This window comes from Actinoallomurus sp. NPDC052308, from assembly GCF_040679195.1.
Classification (GTDB): Bacteria; Actinomycetota; Actinomycetes; order Streptosporangiales; family Streptosporangiaceae; genus Actinoallomurus; species Actinoallomurus liliacearum.
Genome location: NZ_JBFAUM010000024.1, coordinates 25,246 through 45,561, shown reverse-complemented (window position 1 = coordinate 45,561; position 20,316 = coordinate 25,246). Strand labels below are relative to the sequence as shown.

Genomic DNA, 20,316 nt, shown 5'->3' with positions numbered 1-20,316 from the left:
CCGACGCACCAGCCGTGGATTCTCCGGCCGCCGGAACCTCGCTCCTCCGGGGGAGGCGGGGCGGGCCGCCGCTCTGCGAGGATTCCAGCGTGAAGTCCCTGGTCCGCCCGCTCGTCAGCGTGACGACGTACCGCCGCTGGACGTTCCTTCTCGGCGGCACGGCGATCCTGGTGCCGTACCTCCTGATCTACGTCGCGCTGCTCCAGATCATGGGCAGCGCGGGACGACTGCCCGCCGACCAGGTGCTGCAGTCGCTGGTCATGCTGCTCGCCTACGTCGCCGTCTCCAGCGCGGTGGCGTTCATCCCCGCCGTGCGGATCCTGTCCCGGACCGCCGCCGAGACGCTGCTGGGCGTACGACTGCCCGCGGAGACCGCGGAGGGGATGCGCTCATGGCGGTCCCGCCGGCGTACCGCCGCGTGGTGGGTCCTGCACATCGGCGTCGGCGGCGGCACCGGGCTGGCCGCCGTGTTCGCCCTGCCCTTCGCCCTGGTGCTGCTGCAGAAGGCGTTCGGCGGCGAGAACGCCCTCCGTGAGGTGTTCGGCGGTTCTTCCGTACTGCTCGCCGCGGCGTACGTGCTCCTGGCGCTCGTCGTGCTGCCGCTGGTCGTCTGCCTGGGGGCGGGCGTCGGAGCGCTGCTGGCCCGGCTGGCGCCGGCGCTGCTCGGCCCGTCACCGGCGGACCGGCTGGTGCAGCTCGAACGCCAGGCGGAACAGCTCATCGAGCGCAACCGGCTGGCGCGGGAACTGCACGACTCCGTCGGGCACGCGCTGACCGTCACCACTCTTCAGGCCGGCGCGGCGGTCCGCCTGCTCGACACGGACCCGGAGTTCGCGCGCCGAGCGCTGTCGGCGATCGAGGAGACCGGGCGGACGGCGTTGGAGGACCTCGACCACGTGCTCGGCCTGCTGCGCGAGGACCCGAGCGCTCGCACCCCGCAGCGTACGCTCGCCGACGTGACCGGGCTGTTCGAGCAGACCCGGTCCGCCGGCGCCGAGGTGCGCGCCGAGGTCGGCCCGACCGAGGGCATCCCGGCCGTGGTGTCCCGGGAGGCGTACCGCATCCTGCAGGAGGCGCTCACCAACGTCCTCCGGCACGCCGGTAAGGTTCCGGTCGACGTGCGGCTCGGGGTGTGCGCCGACCGGCTCGAACTCGAGGTGACGAACCCCGTCGGGTCCGTCGCCGCGCCGCGGGCGGGCGGCGGCAGCGGCCTGCGCGGCGTCCGAGAGCGCGTCACCCTTCTCGGCGGGCGCTCGAGCGCCGGCCTCGACGGCTCGCGCTGGCGCGTGCACGTCGCCATCCCGGTCGTCCCCACTCTGGAGCTCGAACGACGGTGACCGACATCCTCATCGCGGACGACGAGCCGCTGATCCGCACCGGCCTGCGCGCCATCATCGACGCCGAACCGGACTTCACGGTCGTCGGCGAGGCCGCCGACGGCGCCGAAGTGCTGCCGATGGTCCGCACGCTGCGTCCCGACGTGGTCCTGATGGACGTCCGCATGCCCGCCGTCGACGGCATCCAGGCGACCCGCACCATCCTCGGCGCGGTCCCCGAGCCGCCGCGGATCCTGGTCATCACGACGTTCGAGAACGACGACTACGTGTACGAGGCGCTGCGCGCCGGCGCGAGCGGCTTCCTGCTCAAGCGGGCCCGTCCACCGGAGATCCTGCAGGCGATCCGCACCGTCGCGCTCAGCGACTCACTGCTGTTCCCGGCGGCGATCCGGGAGCTGGCCGCCCGGCACGGCGCGGGTCACTCGACCGACCGGGTGCGGCGGGCGCGGCTCACCGAGCGCGAGGAGCAGGTCCTCACCCTGATGGCCCGGGGCCTGTCGAACGCGGAGATCGCCGCGGACCTCGTCGTGAGCGTGGAGACCGTGAAGACCCACGTGGGCAACCTGCTGGCCAAGCTCGGAGCCCGGGACCGCACCCAGGCGGTGATCACGGCGTACGAGTCCGGGTTCGTCCGGCCCGCGTAGCCCGCCACACCGTTCAACCGCGTGGGGCGCGGAACTGTTCCCCGCCTCCCGGCGGGTCCGTCAGCGGTTCTTGACGGAGGCGGCGTAGACGTCGACGTACTCCTGGCCGGACAGTTTCTGGATCGCCGCGATGATCTCGTCGGTGACGGCGCGGGGGTCGGCGTCCTCGCCGAACCGCATCGGCTCGCCGAACCGCACCTCCACCCGCATGATCTTTTTCGGCAGCTTGTGCCCCATGGGCTGGACCTTGTCGGTGCCGATCAGCGCGCACGGCACCACCGGCGCGCCCGAGGCGAGGGCCAGCCGGGCCACGCCGGTCTTGCCCCGGTAGAGCCGGCCGTCCGGAGAGCGGGTGCCCTCCGGGTAGATGCCGAACAGCCGGTCCTGTCGGAGCACGCGCAGCGCCGTGTCGAGCGCGTCGGCCGCCTCGGAGCCGCCGCGACGGTCGACCGGGATCGTGCCGACCCCCCGGAAGAAGGCCGCGATGAGCCGCCCCTTGAGCCCGGTACCGACGAAGTACTCCTCCTTGCCGATGAAGACGACCTTGCGCGGCGCCATCAGCGGCAGGAACAGCGAGTCGCAGAAGGAGAGGTGATTGGACGCGAGAATCGCGGCGCCGTCCGGAACCGTGCCGGTCACCTTCGGCCGGAAGACGATCCTCAGGAGCGGCCCGAGCAAGACGTGCTTGAGGAGCGAGAAGAACACGGCCACCCTTCCACTGACGAGTGCCCGACAGTCTGGCGTCTCCCGCCCGGTACGTCGTTGCGTACCGGTCACAAGAAACACGCCACGCTTCTTGTACCGCGCCATCACTTGACGTACACATGCCCGCGCCTTGGGATTCACCGCCGACGGCGCCACGACGCCTCGGCCATGCGCCCTCCTTCGCCGGAGGACCGATTAGAGGCACCGCGCTCATCGGCCGCGGCGCACGGCGAGGGCGGCCAGCGCGCCGGCGAGGGCGATCACGGCGCAGACGGCCAGGGCGACGTCGGCGCCCCGGGTCGGGCTCGGCCCGGACGTGGCGATGGCGACCACGACCGCGACCCCGATCGAGGCGCCGATGTAGCGGGCCGTGTTGTTCGCGCCCGACCCCATGGCCGTACGGGACGGCGGCACGCTCTCGACGGCCATCCGGGCGAGCGCGGCGTTCAGCAGGCCGCTGCCCGCCCCGCTGACCACCAGGCCGGGGACGAGCCGCCACCATCCCCAGTCGGCGGACAGGCCGATCAGAGCGAGGTCCCCGAGCGCGCACAGCACGAGGCCGGCCGCGATGAGGTGACGGCCCTCGGCGGCGAGGCGGCGGACCTGGAGGGAGACGGCGAACGCGACGCCGGACCACAGCGTCAGCACGGCGCCCGCGAGGAGCGGCGGCGCGCCGAGTACGCGGCCCACCACCGTCGGCAGGTAGCTCATCAGCCCGATCACCGCGACGCCCGTGACGAACGCCCCGCCGGTGGCGACCGCGAAGTCCGCCCGGCGCAGCAGCCGAAGGTCGAGCAGCGGCTCACGGGTCCGCGACTCCACGACCACGAACGCCGCCAGGAGAACGACGGCCGCGGCGAACAGCGCGAGCACCTCGGCCCTGGCCCATCCCCCGCGCCCCAGGGTGATCGCGCCGAGCAGCGCCGCGACTCCCAGGCCCAGCGTCAGGACACCGGCGGCATCGGCCCTGCGCCGCGCCTCGGCCCGGGACTCCCGCAGCGCGGCGCGGGCCGCGGCGGCCAGGGCGACGGACGCGACCGCCGCGGCGACGTACCACGCCCGCCAGCCGGCGAGCTCGGCCAGCCCGGCGGAGGCCTCGGGCCCGAGGGCGATCCCCAGGCCGAGCATCGCGCCCCACATCCCGGTCGCGCGGGCGCGCTCCGGTCCGGCCGGGAAGGCGTGGCCGATGAGCCCCAGCCCGGCCGCCAGCAGAGCGGCGGTCGCTCCGCCCTGGAGCAGCCGGCCGACGACGAAGGCCGTCGTCGTCGGGGCGACGGCGCACACCACGCTGGAGGCCGCCAGCGTGCCGGCCCCGGCGACGAAGACCCGCTTGCGTCCATGGTCGTCGGCGAGGCCGCCCACGGCCAGCAGCAGCACCGCGGTGCCGAGCGCGATGCCGCCGAGGATCCAGGTCTGCCCCGCCGTTCCCGCGTTCAGGTCGCGGGCCATGGCGGCGAGCGTGGAGAAGGTCGCGTTGTAGTTCATCAGCGCGAGCATCGTCGCGGCGGAGACGACGGCGAGCGTTCGCCCCTCCCGGACGCGTCCGCCGACCGGCACGGTCGTCTGCACGGTCATCACCTCGGTTCATTCATTGAACTAACGACCGGCGAACTGTAACACGTCAGTTCGTTGAATGAACTAACCTGGACCCCATGGCACTCGGCAAGGACTACGAGGCACAGGACTGCGCGCTCGCCCGCGCCCTCGAACTGCTCGGCGAGCGGTGGACGCTGCTCATCGTCCGGGACGCCTTCTACGGCGTACGCCGCTACGGCGACTTCCTCGCCCATCTGGACATCCCGCGGGCGGTGCTGGCGACGCGCCTGCAGGCCCTCGTGGACGCCGGGGTGCTCACCCGGCGGCCGTACCAGGAGTCACCGCGACGTCACGAGTACGTGCTCACCGAACGCGGCCGCGAGCTCTGGCCCGCGCTGAACGCGCTCGGTCACTGGGGCGGGGAGCATCTGTCGCCGTTCGGTCCGAGCCGGCTCTACACCCATCTCACCTGTGGCACGCGCGTCGACCGGACGGGCACCTGCCCGGCGTGCGGGCGGTTCGCCCCGCCCGAGGAGCTGGAGGTACGGCCCGGCCCGGGCGCCGACCGGCCGCACCGGGACGACGCGGTCTCGCGAGCGCTCCGGCGGCCGCACCGGCTGCTGGAGCCGCTGCTCGCCGAGTGAACCCGCGGCCCGGAGCCGTCACTCGGGATACGGCCCGTCCGGCCGCAGCCGGGTACCCCGGTGTCGCCGGCCCGCCGAACAGACCCTCGCGTTCGAAGCCGAACGTAGGATCGCCACAGGGGACAGGCGCAGCTGATCAATATGACTGCCTTGGAAGGGAACTACATGGAGCTTTTTCCCGCCATACCGTTGGCCGACTGGCAGGATACAAAAGAAACGCTTCACCGATTCGCCCAGGTCGTGGGAAAGATACGACTCGCGTCGGGTGCCCGGCGCAACCATTGGTGGCACGCCCCGTTTCATCTCACCGGACGCGGCCTGACCACCCGGCCGATGGGACTGATCAACGGCAATCCGATCTTCACGGTCGACTTCGACTTCATCGCACATGAGCTGATCGTCTCGACGGTGGACGGCAGAAGCGTGTCATTTCCGCTCCCCGGCAAGTCGGTGGCGCTCTTCTATCGCGAGGTGATGCGAGCACTGGCGGCTCTGGACGTCCACGTCGATGTGAACATTCCCCGGCCGTTCGACCTCCCCGACTCCGACCGGCCGTTCGCCGACGACACCGAGCACACCGCCTACGACCCATCGATGGTGACGCGCTACTGGCAGGTGCTCAGCCAGGTGAATCTCGTCCTGGAGGAGTTCGCCGGGAGATATTCGGGCAAGGTCAGCCCGGTACACCATTTCTGGCATACCTTCGACATCGCCTATACGCGATTCTCCGACCGAGTGATCGATCAGCCTGCCGACGTCGACCCGGTGACCCGTGAGGCCTATTCCCGCGAAGTGATCAGTTTCGGCTTCTGGTTCGGAGACGACTCGTTCCCCGCACCGGCCTTCTACTCCTACACGGCGCCCGAGCCCGAAGGCCTGCACACGGAACCCCTCCAGCCGGCCACGGCGCGATGGATCGCACAGCGAGGCAGCCACCTGGCCGTCCTGACCTACGACGACGCACGAGCGGAACCCGACCCACGCGCGACGGTACTCGCCTTCTACGAAAGCGCGTATCAGGCCGGTGCCCGACGTGCCGGCTGGGACATCGGCCGGATGGCCTGTCCCGGCGGCATCACCGACCCTCAGCTGAAGGGGCGCGTGACCGGAAACCGACCCTGACGACCCCACGATCTCCGGAACCGTGGCTCATCCGGCGAAACGCGGCCCGCGGCCGTCACTCGGGATGCCAGTCCGGCGACCGCCCGGACGCGCGCAGCACGGCCTCCCACTCGTCGCCCCGGCCCGGCGCCGGCAGGTGCGGGACCCCGGTGCGCCAGGCGTCCGCGATCACGTCCGGGCGACTGGGCCGGTGGTCCTTGTCGAGCGCGCGGGCCAGGTCCCAGGCGTGCAGGTGCCACTCGACGCACACCGCCCCGGCGTAGTCGCCCGCGGTCAGCTTCGTGCCACGGTAGGAGAGGTACGGCTCGTCCCACACGTCGAGCAGCCGGTCGGAGTACGCCTCGGCCGAGACGGCGAACGCGACGATGTGGTCCCGCCCCTCGGCGGACGGCAGCACGGCCAGCTCGGCGGCGTTCTGCCGCGACAGCTGACGCATCATGAGTGCCGCCGGGGCGTCCTGGGCGAACAGCCGGGACAGCCTGCTGTTCGGCGCGTCGTTGAGGTACTCGTGGAAGTTCTCCGCGACGCAGCGCAGGTGACCGGCCAGGTCGATGGCCTCCCACTCCTTGCACGGCGTGGGCACGGACCAGTCGGAGAAGTGCGCGGCAAGCTCGCAGATGGCGATGACGCCTTCCCGGCATGCGCCGAGAAGGTCTCGCCGATCAGGCGGCGTGCGCTCCAACTGATCCCCCCGGACAGAGCACTTCCTGCTGGCCGCGTCGCCGTGGCCGGGACGGCCGCTGTTGCCCACGACGACACCTGAGTCGGTAGAGTCTCAAAGTTCATCGGCCCGTGCCACTCCGACCGGGCCGTGTTCACGCTGGTGGGGCACTGCCTTGTACCCGTTGGACGAAATCCAGCGGCGATTTCATGGACAAGTGGCGACGGCGCGAGCCAATCGCACCGAGGGTCAAGGTCCTCTATCGGCCAGGTCACCCGGACGTGCCCCATGGCGGCGCGAGTCTTCGCGCGGCGACCGGTCCGCCCCCGTACCGGTCGGGTCACGCCCGTATTCCGTCGACACGCCGTCCGGCGGCCGCGCCCGGCGTCCGGGCGCGGCGCGAAGCCGGTCACGCGTGGTGGTGCTACGCCTCAGACGTGGGCGGCCGAGGTCGTGCGCACGGCCAGCTTGTGCGCCTCGCGCAGCGTGCGCAGCCGGTCGACCTCGTGGACGTAGGGGCGGACGCTCGCCTTGGCCCGTGCCTTGCGGGCGGCGATCTGCGCGGCGCGGCGCTGCTTGGCGTCGCCGTGCTCGTACACCTTCGGGCCCATCGCCACGCGCTCGGCCGCCTCCGCGGCGAGGAGCGCGGCGTACAGCGCGCGGTCGTAGGCGACCGCCAGCGGGCGCAGCCGGTCGAGCGGACGGCCCTCGACCTGAGCGGCGTGGAACTCCCGCTCCGCGTCCTGCGCGGCGGCGAGCCGGTCGCGCAGCTCGCCGGCGAGCTCCTTGTCCGCGGCGTGGTGCTCAGCGACCTCCGGGCTCACCTTGCGACCCAGGACCATGGCGGCTCCCCTTCTCTCCTCGATGCTCTCCGAGCCAAGGTTAGAGGGTACGGCACCGTGACACGCAGTCGGGATCCTCTTCCAGGCGACCGCCTTTACGTAGTAAGGTGCGATCATGTCGCAGCGGGAACCGCTCACGCGCGAGCGCATCATCGAGACCGCGCTCCACCTCATCGACGGTCAGGGCCTGGGCCGGCTGACCATGCGTCGCCTCGGCGACTCGCTGCAGGTCGAGGCGATGGCGATCTACCACCACCTCCCGCACGGCAAGGAACAGCTCCTCGAGCAGCTCATCGCCCACGTCGCGGCGCTGCCGGTGCCGCCCGGCGACGGCGACCCCCGCGAGCGGCTGCGCGCCTGGGCCCACGCCTACCGGGGCCGGCTGCTCGAGCACGTCGGCGTGATGCCCCTCATCGTCACCCGGCGCAATCCGGGGGCGCTCACGGCGACCACCGTCTCCGTACGGGAACTGCTGCGCGCGGCCGGCCTGCCGGAGGCGGAGGCGGCCGTCGGCGCGCACGTCCTGCTCGGCTACCTGCTCGGCGCGGTCGCCCTGGAGGCTCGCGAGCAGGCCACCGAGACGACGCCCGGCGACGTGGACCAGGACGGACGGTTCACCGCGGGCCTCGACCGCGTCCTCGCCGGCTTCTTCTAAGAACCGGACGGCGCACCGCCGGAGTCTCACCGCGGCCCTCCGCCGTCCGGGCCTCCCCCCACGCGGGTCTCTCACGCCGCGGTCTTTCACGCCGCGTGTCTCTCACACCCCGGTCTGCCGCGCCGGGTCTTCCCCGCCATGCCCGGCTCTCGTGGCACGGCCCTTGCCGTGGGGGCGGCCGTCTCCCGTACGATCATGGAGTCCGAATCCGGTAATCACCCCCTTATACGGAGATTCGGGATGGCCCGCTATACCCGTCTACGGCAACTCCAGGCCCTCGACCCCGAGCGCGACTACCAGGACATCTATCGGATCAGCGCCGAATACGAGTTCCCGTGGGACCTCCAGCGGTCCCTGGAACTCGCGCTCTTCCGTACGTACGCGGTCCCGTCGATCGGCGGACTGCTCGACCGGACCGGGGAGTTCGCCCGGCACGGACAGAAGCGCTACGACGACACCGTGGTCCTGCTGTACGAGATGACGCAGGACGGCGGTCTGGACTCCGAACGCGGCCGTGCCGCCATCCGCCGCATGAACCGCATGCACGGCCGGTACTCGATCACCAATGACGACTTCCTGTACGTCCTGTCGACGTTCGTGGTCATCCCGGTCCGCTGGATGACGGACTACGGCTGGCGGCCGTACAGCAGGCACGAGGTACGGGCGACGGTCAACACGTTCCGTCACATCGGCCGGCTCATGGGGCTGAAGGAGATCCCGGCGACCTACGAGGAGTTCGCCGAGTTCCTCGACCGGTACGAGCGCAAGAACTACGCCTACACCCCCGAGAACCATCGCGTGGCGGAGGCGACGATCGCCATCTTCGAGGACTGGTTCCCCCGGTTCCTGCGCCCGCTCGCCCGCAAGAGCGTCCTCGCGTTGACCGACGCGCCGCTGCGGCAGGCCCTGGGCCTGCCGCGCGCACCGCGGATCATGGAGATCGGCGCGCACCGGGCCCTCAAGGCGCGGGCGCTCGCCGTACGGCTGCTGCCCCCGCGCCCGTCGTCCCGGCCGAAGAAGCCGTCCACGCGCTCCTACCCCGACGGCTACTCCCTCCAGGACATCGGCCCCGAGTGGGTGAACGACGTCGGCCACCGGACCGACTGAGGCCGCCCCGCGTGGGCCGCGACGTGGGGACGGTGGTCACGGGGACAGATCGTTGTCTGTACTGAGAGTTGTTCTTTGGCCGATTTGGATGCGGGTACGGACCGATAAGCCGTAAAGTGATCTCTGTCACGAGGAGTCACTGGGGCCTTCGGAAAACCGCCCACCCGGGCCATATCGGCGCGCGGGCGAACCGCAGCACACTCGAAGACGTCTTAGTGACATGAGGCAACCGCACCTACGAGTAGTCGAGACCGGAGGCACGCAGATGTGCCCGCACGAGCCGCCATGCCCCTCGGCGACCGCACCCGACCGTGAGGCCGCTCGCACCATCACCTGCCACCCCGAGCAGGGATGGAGTCTGCTCTGCAACGGGGTCCTGCTGTTCGAGGACACCGGCGAACTGCTCCCTGACGGGGGGATCATCGCACCGCACCGCCCGACCGACGTTCCGGCTCACACGGCGGCGTGACGCGTTTCTCTTCGGGGGACCAGTCCGAAATGACCATCGACCCGGGGGATATCAGCGCGACCCGGTGCTCCACCGGCGCAGCCACTCCCCCACCACCGCCCCCACCGCGGCGGGCCTCTTGGCCAGATCGTGCCGTTCTCCCGGCAGGACCTGGACACAGGTCGCGTCCGCGGGGTCCGGGACACCGAACGGATCACGGTCGCCGTTGACGACCACGACCTCCACGCCCGCGGCTCTCAGCTCGTCCGCGCGCGAACGTTCGGGTCTTCCGGGTGGATGCAGCGGAAACGCCAGCGCGATCACTCCGCGCGCGCCGGCCTTCAGCGCCGTGCGGCAGGCGACCCGCGCCCCATTACTCCGCCCGCACTGAATCAGCGGCACGTCGGGGAACCTCTCCCGCAGCGCGGCGATCACGGTGAGCCATGCCTCGTCCTGCCGGGGAGCGGAACCGGGCGCCCGCCGTCCCGCACGGCGGAACGGCTGCAGCACGCGCGCCACCGCCCCACCGAGCGCGAGCGCCTCCTCGCGGACGGCCAGCAGGTCGGGGGCGTCGACCCCGCCGTTCGACCCGTGGGTCAGGACCAGGAGGAACGCCGGATCCGCCGGTTCGTCCAAGGTCACCTCGGCCGGACCCTGCGGGGTCGCGATGTCCATGCGGAAACCGTACTCCGCGGCCGGCCGGCCCCCGTCACGGAGGGTGTCGCGCGGCAGCCTCGAGGAATGACTTTTCGGTCGCGGCAGGTTGTTGATTACGGATACGAGACGGTCTTTGAGGAGCGCTATGGGGAACGCCGCCGATCGGCAGAAGGTCAAACGCTGGCAGGAACTCCTCGCCAGTGAGCGGGACGCCGCGGCGTTGTACTCCAGCCTTGCGGTCGCCGAGGACGGCGAGCGCCGTGAGATCCTGGAGGAGCTGGCGAGCGTGGAGCTCAGGCACGCGGCGCACTGGGAGGGGAAGCTGCGCGCGGCCGGGGCTGAGGTGCCCCTGCCCGGACCGCCCAGCATGCGCACCCGGCTGCTCGCGACGGCGGCGCGGCGGCTCTCCCCGCGTGCGGTCCTGCCGATGATCGAGCGCGCCGAACGCTTGGACGCGGGGACCTACGACCGCGACCCGGACGCCGCCCCGGGGATGGCCGACGACGAACGCGGTCACGCGCGCGTGCTCGCCAAGCTCATCGACGGCGGCAAGCCCGACCCGCGCGTGCAGATCTCGCGCCGGGAGGGCTGGCACCGTACGGACCGCTCAGGGGCGCTGCGGGCCGGCGTGTTCGGGGTGAGCGACGGCCTCGTGTCGAACACCGCCCTGGTCATGGGCTTCGCGGGATCCGGCTCGTCCCGCACCGCGATCCTGCTGGCGGGGATCGCCGGACTGCTGGCCGGCGCCTTCTCCATGGCGGCCGGGGAGTACGTCTCCATGTCCAGCCAACGGGAGATGTTCGAGCGGGAGCTCGCGCTGGAGGCGCAGGAGCTGGAGGAGACCCCGGAGGAGGAGCACGCGGAGCTGGTCCTGCTCTACCGCGCCAAGGGTCTGGACCGCGCCGACGCCGAACGCCTCGCCGACCGGATCATGAGCGACAAGAAGGTCGCGCTCGACACGCTCGCGCGGGAGGAGCTCGGCCTGGACCCGGACGAGCTGGGCTCTCCGTGGAGCGCGGCGGGCTCCAGCCTGCTCGCGTTCGCGCTGGGCGCGTTCGTCGTGGTCCTGCCCTACCTGATCACCGGCGGCGCCGTCGCGCTGCTGACCGCGATCGGGCTCGCGATCCTGGCGCTGTTCGGCGTCGGCGCGGGCATCGGCGTGCTGAACGGGCGGCCGGCCGTGCGCTCGGGCGTCCGCCAGGTCGTCGTGGGCGGTGTCGCCGCCGCGGTGACGTTCGTGGTGGGCCACCTGATCGGCACCTCCGTGTCCTGATCCCGGCGCGCGTGGCGGTGCGCCTTTCGGGAAGAATCGGATCATGGCCGAGACCATGAGCGAAGAAGAGTGGCACGACTTCGTGTCGACCGGTACCCGTACCGGCAAGGCGGCCGTCGTGAAGGAGGACGGCACACCGCACGTCACGCCGATCTGGTTCCTTCTGGACGGGAACGACCTGGTCTTCACGACGGCGGCTTCGGGGATCAAGGGCAAGGCGCTGCGCCGTGATCCCCGGATCTCGTTCTGCGTCGACGACGAGACTCCGCCGTACTCCTTCGTCTCGCTGTGGGGCGAGGCGTCCCTGTCGGACGATCCCGGCGAACTGCTCCGGTGGGCGACCGCGCTCGGCCGCCGCTACATGGGCGCCGACCGCGCCGAGGCGTACGGCGCCCGCAACGCGGTGCCCGGCGAGCTTCTCGTCCGGGTCCGGATCACCAAGGTCATCGCCCAGCGCGACATCGCGGACTGACGTCGGCGCGCGATCGCGCTGGGCGAGCGCCCCTTGCCGAAGGCCGCCAGGGTGACGTCGCGGCGTGACGGCCGCGCGCGGGGCCCTCGGTCAGTCGGCCGCGGGCCAGTCCGGAGGCAGGACGGGGACGTCGGAGCCCAGGGCCTGGCGGAGGCGCTCGGCGAAACTGTCCTGCAGCGCGCGGCCCCACGGATAGGCGGCCGGCACCCGTACGGTGTTCTCGAGCACGTCGTAGGCCTCGGCGGGCAGGCCGTCCGGGCCGTGGGCGTAGCGGGCGGCGATCACGGTGTACATGTGGTCGAGCGCGCCGAACACCTCGCCGGTGAGCATGGGCAGCGTGCCGGCGCGCAGGGCGGCCTCCACCTCGCCCTCCCACCAGGCGTCCTCCTCCCCGTCGGCGGCGAACGTACGGCGCAGCCGGGCCCGTACGTGCTCGCCGAGGGCCGGATCATCGAGGCCGCGCCGCCAGATCTCCTGGGCGGCGTCGTCCCGGCCGCGCAGCGGAAGCGTCCGGGCGAGCAGCTCGATGGCGAGCGGTACGACCTCCGGGTCGGCGTCCTCACCCGGCGTCACGCTGCCGAAGGCGTGGATCGCCTGCTCCAGGTGGGCGATGCCCAGGCTGACCGCGAGCCGGGCGTGCGCCTGCGGGTCGCGGCCTCGGTCGACGAGGTCCAGCGCGCCGGCGAGGATCCGCTGGGCGCGCGCGGGCTCGCCCCAGTCGATCAGGCGTAGCGCCAGGTCGTGGGCGGCGACGGGGGCGTACTCCTCGTCGCCGGTGGCGATGGCCAGCTCCCACCACTCGGACGCCTGCCGGGCGTCGCCCTCCTCGTCGGCGATCTGGGCGAGCGCGAGGTAGGCGGGCGGCAGGTAGGCGTGGTTGCCGAAGTCGACGACGGCGCGCCAGGCGTCACGGGCCTGGTCGCGCTCGCCGGCCCGCTGCCAGGACAGCGCGAGGTGGTACGCGGCGCGCGGGCCGTACTCCGGGTCCCGGGTCGCGACCGCGAGCCGATCGGCCTCCCGGGCGCCCTCGTCGTCGCCGCGTCCCTCCAGCACCACCGCCAGGCCCAGCGCCGCCTGCGCGCGCTCGGCCGTGTCACCGGTCTCCAGCACCCGGCGGAAGAGCTCCGCGGCGCGGTCCAGGTCACCGTTCTCGGCGTGGTTGCGGGCCTCCTCGAGGGAGGTCGACGGATCGGCCGTCGCCTCGCCGGGCGTCGTGCTCATCGACCCCTCCGATCGCACGACGGCCCGTCGGCCGGAATCCGGGGTGATACGTCGTCGCTCGCAGTCATTCTCCGTGCCTTGGGGGTAGGCGCTGGCCGTGTGGGGACGAGCCTAACCGGGCGGGGGCCGCTCCGTCCCGTCTCACCGCCGGTGTCGGCCACTCGGACGGCGGCGGGCGGGGAGGCGAACCGAACGCTCGGCGATCACGGGCACAATCAGGACGAATCGCCTCCGCAGGTCCCGTGTCAGTTCGCGCGGGTCACGTTCAGCGTCTGGATCTTGGGCGGGTCCTGGGGGTTCAGCCGGATCTCGCAGCGCAGCGGCCCGCGAACGCCCCGGACCTCCCACACGACGTGGGCCGGCGACTCCGACCGGATCACCTCCTCTGGAGCGGCCGGATCGAGCAGCGGCCCCACCTCGCCGACCAGGCGCTCGATCTCGGCCCGGCGATGCGCCAGATCCAGGTCCAGGTCGACGTTGTCGGCGAACCAGTCACCGGCCACGGCGGGGTCCCAGCCGCGCAGGAGCTCCTCCACGGCGGTCCGTGCCCGGACCGTCTCGGGCCAGAGCGCCTCGGGAGACTGCGGGTCGGCCAGGTCCGTGAGGACGGCGCGCAGGGCGGCCGCCGCCGGTACGCGACCCGTGGAGTACCTGGCGTTGGTCAGCACGATGACGCCCAGGCCCGTACGGGGATGCCAGCGCATGTGCGACCCGAAGCCCGGGTATCCGCCGCTGTGCGCGACGACCGTCCCCCAGAGCGGGTCCTGCTGGATCATCAGGCCGTGGCCGTAGCCCACGGTGACGGGCATCGCCCCGTCGTCCGGGTTCCCTGCGGGCCGGGGCGGCAACACGGCCCGGTGGACCTGCTGCATGTCCCGGCGCGACGCCCGGCGCAACGGCCCGTCGTCCACGCCGTCGCGGGCCGGGAAGGCGTCGGCCAGCCAGCGCACCCACCGGCCGAGGTCCTCGACCGTGCTGAACAGCCCGCCGATGGCGGAGAAGACCCCGGGCCCGGAGAACGCCTCCGGATGCCAGCGTCCGTCGAGCCGGGAATGGCCCATCGCGACGCCGCCCGGCGCCGCGACCGAGGTGTCGAACCCGGTCGCCGTCATCCCGAGCGGGCGGAGCAGCCGCTGGTCCACGAACTCCTGGTACGGCGTGCCGGAGGCGGCCTCGATGACCCGGCCGAGGACGGCGTAGCCGAGGTTGGAGTACTCGAAGCCGGTGCCCGGAACGCCGACGAACCGGACGCCATCGGTCAGCAGGCGTCCGAACTCCTCCCGGCTCATCGACTCCTGACGGTCGGCCCACGGGTCGTCCGTCGGCAGCCCGCCCGACATGGACAGCAGCATCCCCACCGTCACGTGCGGGGAGTCGGTCGTCGGGAGCCGCACCGCGCCGAACTCCGGAACGTACCGGCTGACCGGGTCGTCGAGACGCACCGCCCCCTCGTCGACAAGGATCATGACCGAGGCGGCGGTGAAGCTCTTGGTCATCGACGCGATGCGGAAGGCCGTCGCCGCGTCCGGGCGGGGACCGTCCAGGCGCGCGACGCCGTGCCCGGCCGCGTGGACCACGCCCGCCCGGTCGACGATCCCGTACGCGAGCCCTGGCACCTCACCGTCGTCCACGAGCGCGCGGAACAAAGAGTCGACCTCATCGAGTGCTCCACCGCTCGATGTCCGATGCTCCGCCGCCGTCATCCGCCCACTCCCTACCTCGACCGACGCGAATTCGTCGGCAAGGACATCTACCACGCGGCCACCTCGCCTCCTCCGCCGCCCCCAGGCGGTGCCCGAAGCGAGGACCAGGGAGAACAAGGGAGCGGCCGGATGCCGGACGGTTCGCGTGGCGCGCGCAGAAGTCTCGGCGAATGCCGTCGCGGCCGCCCGACTATGGGAGTCTCACCCGATTCTCGCGGCGAACCGGGTGGCGTTCACCGAGTGTCCCGCGCGCGCCGCCGAGCCGGAAGAACGGGAGCCGTCAGCGGACGACCGGAGCCGGGCCATGCCGTCTCCAGCCCGAGGAGCACTCCTCCGTGGCCTGGTGTGGCCAGAACGAGCGGCGGCCGGACACCCGGACGGTTCCCGCGACGAGGACGGAAGCGCGGTTCTGCCAATCACGCTGACGGCTGGTTGTAGAAACTTTCCTTTTACTCGGCTGTTGACGCCGTAAGTTATTTTCTTCACGATCGGGGGCACCCGGGCAGGCCTGTCACGTCGGAACCAACGAACGGAGACAGAAAATGGGGTGTTCCAACAGCAGCTCTCCCGCGTATGGGGAGATGTCGTGGTTCTGCTGCGGTAGCTCCTGGGGCCCGTGCGGGAGCGCGGGCGGCGGGGCCTGCGGCACCTGCAACTCCGGCTCGCACCAGTGCGCGTGGCCGAACACGTCCGACGCCTGCTTCAACATCACCCGCCCCGACCAGTGCGGCGAGGGACTGTCCCGGCGCACCTGCGGCCACGTCTTCTACGTGACCAGCGCCTGCAGCGGCAAGTGCGTGAGCGTGTCGATCGCCGACTGCGGGCCGGACACCAACTCCTTCTGCGGCGAACGGTCGTGCTGCGGGTCGACCTGCCACACGAACCGGCTCATCGACCTGACGCCCTCGGCCTACAGCGCCATCGCCGACCTCTCCACCGGGCTGTCCCCCGCCCGTATCGACAGCTGACCGGAGGCCCCGCCATGCCCCAGCCAGACCGCCGTCGCTTCCTCACCTCCGCCGTGCTCGGCGGTTCCGCCGTCGCCGGCGCGACCGCCCTGGGCTCGCTGGCCCCCGAGGCCGCGTTCGCCGCCGCGCCCAAGATCAAGCTCGACCCGGGCGCCCTCGACCCGAATTTCGCCGAAGGCCGGATCACCGGCATCAGCGGATCGCTGCTCAAGGCCTCCGGATCCGACCGGACCCTGCATCGCGTCCACGTCACCGACGGCACCAGCATCTGGAAGCTGCACCCGACGACCTTCGACCAGATCAAGGTGGGCGACGGGTTCTACGCCCGCGGCGTCCGCCTGCCGGACGGCTCACTGGCCGCGGACGCGATCTGGGTGAACATCGTCAACCTGGACGCGTCCATCGCCTCCATCGAGACCAAGCGCCTCCACCTCGACCACAACGGCAAGAGGGTCATCGGCCACGTCGTCAGCGGCAGGACCGCCGCGGTGTACGGCGCCGCGCCGGCGGTCGCCGACCTGACCCGCCTGCAGGTCGGCAGGCACGTGAAGGTGATCGGCGCCTGGCGGCCCGACACCAACGAGGTGGACATCGCGACCGTCTACTCGGGCGCGTAGCCGAAAGGAGGCGATCCCCCATGGTCGAGTGGCCGGCGTCGGTCCAGCCGTTGTTCGTCGGGGCGACCTTGCTGTGGTCGGGCGGGATCAAGTGCGCCGGTGCGTCCGCCCGTCGCGCCGCGCAACGGTCCGCGTTGCGGTCATTGGTCGGCGAGGAGAGGGCACCGGTCGTCTACCGGCTGGTCGGGGCCCTGGAACTGGTCCTGGCCGCCGCCCTGCTGCTGCCGCCGGTGTACGCGGGCGAGGCCGTGGCGGCCGCCGTGCTCGCCATCGGGTTCCTCGCCTACCTGGCGTACGCCCCGATCGCCGCGCCGGACTCCTCCTGCGGCTGCATGAGCGCGCGCCCCATGCCGGTCACCTGGCGCGGCTTCGCCCGCGCCGGGCTGATCCTGGCGGCGGCGCTGCTCGGTACGCGGGCCGGTCCGTGGTGGGACGGGCCGGCCGCTCACCCCTGGGCCGCCGGGGTCACGCTCCTCGGTGAGGTCGCGGCGCTGGTCGCGCTCTCGCCGGAGGCGGACCGGCGGTGGCTGTACCCGCTGCGGCGCCTACGGGTACGGCTGCGCCACCCACTCGCCGACCGGTCGTTCGACATGCCCCTGGAGTCCAGTCTCCAGCAGCTCCACGGCAGCACGGCGTATCGGCAGGTGAGCGGGCTGCTGCGATCCGGGCTGCGGGAGAACTGGGACGAGGAGTACGTCCGGGTGCTCTGCTACACCGCGGAGTACGAGGGACGGCTCGCCACGGCGGTGTTCGCCGTGCCGCTGCGGCACTACCGGCCCGAAGAGATCCGCGTCGCCCTAGTCGACGAGTCGGCCGAGTCGACGCTGCTGGTCCTCGACGGCGCCTGACCCGTGGCCCGCGTCGCCGGGCCGTCCCCGGTGAGCGCCCTCCGCCCCCGCGGGGGGCGCTCACCGATCCCGAGAGCCGGGCACCCGGCACGCCGAACCGAACGCGAGCGGCGGCGGCCCGGGATCCGGCGTCGCGGTCAGCCGCCCGCCATGGCACCGACGATCAGGAACGGCTCGGCGCCCGTCGCGACCGGTTCGGGCAGCGGCGTGTCCGGCGGGTCGTGGGAGAGGTCCCGTTCGCACGCGTAGTAGCGGACGAACGCCCGGCGCCGGTGGGTGCCGTGATCGCGGATGGTGCCGCGCAGCACCGGATAGCGGGCCTCCAGGGCGTCGAGGACGGAGCCCGGCGTGATCGGTCCGGCCACCTCGAGCTCCACTTCGCCGTGGACCTCGGCGAGGACCTTCAGGTGCGCGGGGAGGACGACACGGATCACGGCAGCGTCTGTACTTCGACGGACAGGACGGCCGGGAGGTCCCGGACGATCGGCGCCCAACTGTCCCCGGCGTCGGCCGAGGCGTAGACCTGCCCGCCCGTCGTGCCGAAGTAGACGCCGCAGGAGTCGAGCGAGTCGACCGCCATCGCGTCGCGGAGCACGTTGACGTAGCAGTGGTCCTGCGGGAGGCCCTTCGTCAGCGGCTCCCAGTCGTTCCCGCCCGTCCGGCTGCGGTACACGCGCAGCCGCCCCTCCGGCGGGTAGTGCTCGGAGTCGCTCTTGATCGGCACGACGTAGACGGTCTCCGGCTCGTGGGCGTGCACCGCGATCGGGAACCCGAAGTCCGACGGCAGGTCACCGCTGACCTCGCGCCACGACGCGCCCGCGTCGTCGGTCCGCATGACGTCCCAGTGCTTCTGCATGTAGAGGACCTCCGGCCGCGACGGGTGCATCGCGAGGCGGTGGACGCAGTGGCCCACCTCGGCGTCGGGGTCCGGGATCCCGTTGGTGTGCAGGCCGCGGTTGATCGGCCGCCAGGTGTCGCCCCCGTCGTCGGTGCGGAACGCGCCCGCGGCGGAGATGGCCACGTACATCCGCCGCGCGTCGGACGGGTCGAGGATGATCGTGTGCAGGCACATCCCGCCCGCTCCCGGTTGCCAGGACGAGCCGGAGCCGTGGCGGCGCAGCCCGGGCAGCTCCTCCCATGTCCCCCCGCCGTCCTTCGACCGGAACAGCGCGGCGTCCTCGACGCCGGCGTACACGGTGTCCGGGTCGGTCGGCGAGGGCTCCAGATGCCAGACCCGCGCGAACTCCCAGGGATGCGGCGTGCCGTCGTACCACTGGTGAGTGCCGGTGACGCCGTCGTAGTCGAACCGGTTGCCGACCGCCTCCCAGGTCCGGCCGCCGTCGTCGGACCGCTGGATCAGCTGCCCGAACCACCCGCTGGACTGGGCGGCGTACAGCCGTGACGGGTCCGCCGGGGATCCCGCGATGTGGTAGATCTCCCAGCCGCCGAAGAAGGGGCCGCTGACCTCCCAGTCCCTCCGGTGACCGTCCGAGGTCAGGACGAACGCGCCCTTGCGCGTGCCGACCAGTAGACGTACTCCGCTCATGCGCCCTCCCTCGCCTGACCTGCGGATGTGCAGGTTGCTCACGGTAGACCGCCGCTACGACGAAAACTCATCGTTTCCGCGCACCGATGAGCCGGATCCGCTGAATCAATGAGCGCGACGACTCGCTTCCAGCCCGGTTCTCCCGCCTATGGCGGGGTAGAGACGAATTCCTGAGAACAAGGAGGTCGTGGTTGCGAAGTTTCGGAGTCGAAGAGGAACTCCTGCTCGTCGCGCCGAGCAGCGGAGTCCCCGTCGCGCTCGCCGAGTCCGTCACGCGGGGGAAGGACGACGACGGGCCAGAGCGCGAGCTGCAGCGGCAGCAGGTCGAGACGGGCACCGACCCGTGTACGACGCTCGACGAGCTGGCCGGCCAGCTACGAGACCGGCGGAACGCCGCCGCCCGGGCCGCCCGCCGCGCCGGCTCGGAGGTCGCCGCCCTCGCGACCTCGCCGCGGGCCGTCACCCCGTCGACCACTCCGGCGGAGCGCTACCTGCGCATGGCCGAGGAGTACGCCCTCACCGCGCAGGAGCAGCTGACCTGCGGCTGCCACGTCCACGTGAGCATCGAGTCCGAGGATGAGGGCGTCGGGGTGCTGGACCGCATCCGCCCGTGGCTGGCGCCCCTGCTCGCGATGACCGGGAACTCCCCCTTCTGGCAGGACCGCGACAGCGGGTACGACAGCTATCGGTACCAGGTCTGGGGGCGCTGGCCGTCGGCCGGGCCGACCGAGGCGTTCGGCACCCCGAAGCTCTACCACGACACCGTACGGTCGATGGTGGAGTCCGGCGCGCTGCTGGACGAGGGGATGATCTACTTCGACGCCCGGCTGTCCCGGCACTATCCGACCGTGGAGGTCCGCGTCGCGGACGTGTGCCTGATGGTGGACGACGCCGTGCTGCTCGCCGCGCTCGTACGGGGGCTGGTGGAGACCGCCGCGCGGGAGTGGCGGTCCGGGGAGCCGCCGGTGCCCGTGCGCACGGAGCTGCTGCGCCTGGCGTCGTGGCGGGCGAGCCGCTCCGGACTCGCCGGCGACCTGATCCATCCGGTGACGCAGCGCCCGGCCCCGGCCCGCGACGTCGTGTACGCGCTGATCGAGCACACGGCGCCGGCCCTCGTCGACACGGGCGACCTCCAGACCGCCACCGAGCTGGCCGAGCGGCTGCTGGAGCGGGGCAACGGGGCCGCGCTGCAACGCCAGGTGTACGAGGAGACCGGCGAGATGTCCGCCGTGGTCAACGCCGCCGTGGCCCGTACGCTCGGCGCCTGAGCGCGCCCGCTCTCCGGCGCGGCGTACGAGCCGCGGACCCCG

The 20,316-nt window shown here is 72.2% G+C and carries 22 protein-coding genes; 13 read left to right on the top strand and 9 right to left on the bottom strand.

All coding sequences use genetic code 11. The features are described 5' to 3' along the window. Positions 1-89: 89 nt before the first annotated feature. Complete coding sequence (locus tag AB0L00_RS35885; RefSeq protein ID WP_364441777.1) at positions 90-1,337, top strand: histidine kinase; 1,248 nt, start codon at positions 90-92, stop codon at positions 1,335-1,337. Continuing rightward, the gene (locus AB0L00_RS35880; RefSeq protein WP_364441776.1) at positions 1,334-1,981 is read left to right on the top strand and encodes a response regulator transcription factor; all 648 of its coding nucleotides are present in this window, start codon (positions 1,334-1,336) and stop codon (positions 1,979-1,981) included. Before AB0L00_RS35885 ends, AB0L00_RS35880 begins: the two co-directional genes overlap by 4 nt. A gap of 60 nt (positions 1,982-2,041) precedes the next feature. Here the strand turns inward: AB0L00_RS35880 and AB0L00_RS35875 are convergent, their stop codons facing one another. Together AB0L00_RS35875 and AB0L00_RS35870 are read right to left on the bottom strand one after the other, a co-directional pair. Continuing rightward, complete coding sequence (locus tag AB0L00_RS35875) at positions 2,042-2,686, bottom strand: lysophospholipid acyltransferase family protein (RefSeq protein WP_345348906.1); 645 nt, start codon at positions 2,684-2,686, stop codon at positions 2,042-2,044. 210 nt (positions 2,687-2,896) lie between these two features. Next, on the bottom strand, positions 2,897-4,261 hold the full coding sequence (locus AB0L00_RS35870) for an MFS transporter (protein ID WP_364441775.1): 1,365 nt from the start codon (positions 4,259-4,261) through the stop codon (positions 2,897-2,899). A gap of 77 nt (positions 4,262-4,338) precedes the next feature. Here AB0L00_RS35870 and AB0L00_RS35865 point away from each other — a divergent pair, with 77 nt between their 5' ends. Together AB0L00_RS35865 and AB0L00_RS35860 are read left to right on the top strand one after the other, a co-directional pair. After that, on the top strand, positions 4,339-4,866 hold the full coding sequence (locus tag AB0L00_RS35865) for a helix-turn-helix domain-containing protein (RefSeq protein ID WP_364441773.1): 528 nt from the start codon (positions 4,339-4,341) through the stop codon (positions 4,864-4,866). Between the two features lie 165 nt (positions 4,867-5,031). Further along, complete coding sequence (locus AB0L00_RS35860) at positions 5,032-5,988, top strand: DUF5996 family protein (RefSeq protein WP_364441771.1); 957 nt, start codon at positions 5,032-5,034, stop codon at positions 5,986-5,988. Positions 5,989-6,043: 55 nt separating this feature from the next. Here AB0L00_RS35860 and AB0L00_RS35855 read toward each other — a convergent pair whose 3' ends face one another. Together AB0L00_RS35855 and AB0L00_RS35850 are read right to left on the bottom strand one after the other, a co-directional pair. Then, positions 6,044-6,739 carry a maleylpyruvate isomerase N-terminal domain-containing protein gene (locus AB0L00_RS35855; protein ID WP_364441770.1) on the bottom strand — a complete coding sequence of 232 codons (696 nt, stop codon included), beginning with the start codon at positions 6,737-6,739 and terminating at the stop codon, positions 6,044-6,046. A 341-nt stretch (positions 6,740-7,080) separates the two neighbouring features. After that, positions 7,081-7,491, bottom strand: coding sequence for a plectin (locus AB0L00_RS35850; RefSeq protein ID WP_345348918.1), 411 nt, complete (start codon positions 7,489-7,491; stop codon positions 7,081-7,083). A gap of 115 nt (positions 7,492-7,606) precedes the next feature. On the opposite strand from AB0L00_RS35850, the gene AB0L00_RS35845 reads away from it, so the two are divergent. From AB0L00_RS35845 to AB0L00_RS35835, 3 genes are all read left to right on the top strand, one after another. Further along, positions 7,607-8,146: a TetR/AcrR family transcriptional regulator gene (locus tag AB0L00_RS35845; protein ID WP_364441769.1), complete on the top strand. Its 540-nt coding sequence runs from the start codon at positions 7,607-7,609 to the stop codon at positions 8,144-8,146. A 240-nt stretch (positions 8,147-8,386) separates the two neighbouring features. Continuing rightward, positions 8,387-9,253, top strand: a complete 867-nt coding sequence (locus tag AB0L00_RS35840; protein WP_364441768.1) for an oxygenase MpaB family protein — start codon at positions 8,387-8,389, stop codon at positions 9,251-9,253. A gap of 265 nt (positions 9,254-9,518) precedes the next feature. Continuing rightward, a complete protein-coding gene (locus AB0L00_RS35835) occupies positions 9,519-9,722 on the top strand; it encodes a DUF5999 family protein (RefSeq protein WP_345349566.1) in 204 nt (67 codons plus the stop codon). A gap of 51 nt (positions 9,723-9,773) precedes the next feature. On the opposite strand, the gene AB0L00_RS35830 is transcribed toward AB0L00_RS35835, so the two are convergent. Then, positions 9,774-10,376, bottom strand: coding sequence for an alpha/beta family hydrolase (locus AB0L00_RS35830; protein WP_364441767.1), 603 nt, complete (start codon positions 10,374-10,376; stop codon positions 9,774-9,776). 127 nt (positions 10,377-10,503) lie between these two features. Here AB0L00_RS35830 and AB0L00_RS35825 point away from each other — a divergent pair, with 127 nt between their 5' ends. Both AB0L00_RS35825 and AB0L00_RS35820 read left to right on the top strand, forming a co-directional pair. After that, positions 10,504-11,631: a VIT1/CCC1 family protein gene (locus AB0L00_RS35825; protein WP_364441765.1), complete on the top strand. Its 1,128-nt coding sequence runs from the start codon at positions 10,504-10,506 to the stop codon at positions 11,629-11,631. Positions 11,632-11,674: 43 nt separating this feature from the next. Beyond that, positions 11,675-12,103 carry a PPOX class F420-dependent oxidoreductase gene (locus AB0L00_RS35820; protein ID WP_364441764.1) on the top strand — a complete coding sequence of 143 codons (429 nt, stop codon included), beginning with the start codon at positions 11,675-11,677 and terminating at the stop codon, positions 12,101-12,103. Between the two features lie 90 nt (positions 12,104-12,193). Here AB0L00_RS35820 and AB0L00_RS35815 read toward each other — a convergent pair whose 3' ends face one another. After that, the gene (locus tag AB0L00_RS35815; protein ID WP_364441763.1) at positions 12,194-13,324 is read right to left on the bottom strand and encodes a tetratricopeptide repeat protein; all 1,131 of its coding nucleotides are present in this window, start codon (positions 13,322-13,324) and stop codon (positions 12,194-12,196) included. 245 nt (positions 13,325-13,569) lie between these two features. Beyond that, entirely contained in the window at positions 13,570-15,027 is a 1,458-nt protein-coding gene (locus tag AB0L00_RS35810; protein WP_364441762.1) for a serine hydrolase domain-containing protein, read from the bottom strand. A 542-nt stretch (positions 15,028-15,569) separates the two neighbouring features. Here AB0L00_RS35810 and AB0L00_RS35805 point away from each other — a divergent pair. The 3 genes from AB0L00_RS35805 to AB0L00_RS35795 are packed head-to-tail and all read left to right on the top strand — an operon-like array spanning position 15,570 to position 17,460. Beyond that, complete coding sequence (locus AB0L00_RS35805; protein ID WP_345348943.1) at positions 15,570-15,995, top strand: hypothetical protein; 426 nt, start codon at positions 15,570-15,572, stop codon at positions 15,993-15,995. A 14-nt stretch (positions 15,996-16,009) separates the two neighbouring features. After that, complete coding sequence (locus AB0L00_RS35800) at positions 16,010-16,612, top strand: cell wall protein (RefSeq protein WP_364441761.1); 603 nt, start codon at positions 16,010-16,012, stop codon at positions 16,610-16,612. Between the two features lie 20 nt (positions 16,613-16,632). After that, the gene (locus AB0L00_RS35795; protein WP_364441759.1) at positions 16,633-17,460 is read left to right on the top strand and encodes a MauE/DoxX family redox-associated membrane protein; all 828 of its coding nucleotides are present in this window, start codon (positions 16,633-16,635) and stop codon (positions 17,458-17,460) included. A 137-nt stretch (positions 17,461-17,597) separates the two neighbouring features. On the opposite strand, the gene AB0L00_RS35790 is transcribed toward AB0L00_RS35795, so the two are convergent. Together AB0L00_RS35790 and AB0L00_RS35785 are read right to left on the bottom strand one after the other, a co-directional pair. Further along, positions 17,598-17,894 carry a MoaD/ThiS family protein gene (locus AB0L00_RS35790; protein ID WP_364441758.1) on the bottom strand — a complete coding sequence of 99 codons (297 nt, stop codon included), beginning with the start codon at positions 17,892-17,894 and terminating at the stop codon, positions 17,598-17,600. Next, on the bottom strand, positions 17,891-19,006 hold the full coding sequence (locus tag AB0L00_RS35785) for an exo-alpha-sialidase (protein WP_364441756.1): 1,116 nt from the start codon (positions 19,004-19,006) through the stop codon (positions 17,891-17,893). The genes AB0L00_RS35790 and AB0L00_RS35785 overlap by 4 nt, the downstream gene beginning before the upstream one ends. A gap of 191 nt (positions 19,007-19,197) precedes the next feature. Between AB0L00_RS35785 and AB0L00_RS35780 the strand changes: the two genes are divergently transcribed. Beyond that, positions 19,198-20,274, top strand: coding sequence for a glutamate--cysteine ligase (locus AB0L00_RS35780; RefSeq protein ID WP_364441754.1), 1,077 nt, complete (start codon positions 19,198-19,200; stop codon positions 20,272-20,274). Positions 20,275-20,316: the final 42 nt, after the last annotated feature.

What these genes read in the sequence shown, in the direction of transcription:
- AB0L00_RS35870 (WP_364441775.1), bottom strand. Translation starts at nt 4,261, where the DNA reads ATGACCGTGCAGACGACCGTGCCGGTCGGCGGACGCGTCCGGGAGGGG.
- AB0L00_RS35860 (WP_364441771.1), top strand. Translation starts at nt 5,032, where the DNA reads ATGGAGCTTTTTCCCGCCATACCGTTGGCCGACTGGCAGGATACAAAA.
- AB0L00_RS35835 (WP_345349566.1), top strand. Translation starts at nt 9,519, where the DNA reads ATGTGCCCGCACGAGCCGCCATGCCCCTCGGCGACCGCACCCGACCGT.
- AB0L00_RS35815 (WP_364441763.1), bottom strand. Translation starts at nt 13,324, where the DNA reads ATGAGCACGACGCCCGGCGAGGCGACGGCCGATCCGTCGACCTCCCTC.
- AB0L00_RS35800 (WP_364441761.1), top strand. Translation starts at nt 16,010, where the DNA reads ATGCCCCAGCCAGACCGCCGTCGCTTCCTCACCTCCGCCGTGCTCGGC.
- AB0L00_RS35850 (WP_345348918.1), bottom strand. Translation starts at nt 7,491, where the DNA reads ATGGTCCTGGGTCGCAAGGTGAGCCCGGAGGTCGCTGAGCACCACGCC.
- AB0L00_RS35795 (WP_364441759.1), top strand. Translation starts at nt 16,633, where the DNA reads ATGGTCGAGTGGCCGGCGTCGGTCCAGCCGTTGTTCGTCGGGGCGACC.
- AB0L00_RS35840 (WP_364441768.1), top strand. Translation starts at nt 8,387, where the DNA reads ATGGCCCGCTATACCCGTCTACGGCAACTCCAGGCCCTCGACCCCGAG.
- AB0L00_RS35820 (WP_364441764.1), top strand. Translation starts at nt 11,675, where the DNA reads ATGGCCGAGACCATGAGCGAAGAAGAGTGGCACGACTTCGTGTCGACC.
- AB0L00_RS35825 (WP_364441765.1), top strand. Translation starts at nt 10,504, where the DNA reads ATGGGGAACGCCGCCGATCGGCAGAAGGTCAAACGCTGGCAGGAACTC.
- AB0L00_RS35810 (WP_364441762.1), bottom strand. Translation starts at nt 15,027, where the DNA reads ATGACGGCGGCGGAGCATCGGACATCGAGCGGTGGAGCACTCGATGAG.
- AB0L00_RS35805 (WP_345348943.1), top strand. Translation starts at nt 15,570, where the DNA reads ATGGGGTGTTCCAACAGCAGCTCTCCCGCGTATGGGGAGATGTCGTGG.
- AB0L00_RS35785 (WP_364441756.1), bottom strand. Translation starts at nt 19,006, where the DNA reads ATGAGCGGAGTACGTCTACTGGTCGGCACGCGCAAGGGCGCGTTCGTC.
- AB0L00_RS35865 (WP_364441773.1), top strand. Translation starts at nt 4,339, where the DNA reads ATGGCACTCGGCAAGGACTACGAGGCACAGGACTGCGCGCTCGCCCGC.
- AB0L00_RS35845 (WP_364441769.1), top strand. Translation starts at nt 7,607, where the DNA reads ATGTCGCAGCGGGAACCGCTCACGCGCGAGCGCATCATCGAGACCGCG.
- AB0L00_RS35830 (WP_364441767.1), bottom strand. Translation starts at nt 10,376, where the DNA reads ATGGACATCGCGACCCCGCAGGGTCCGGCCGAGGTGACCTTGGACGAA.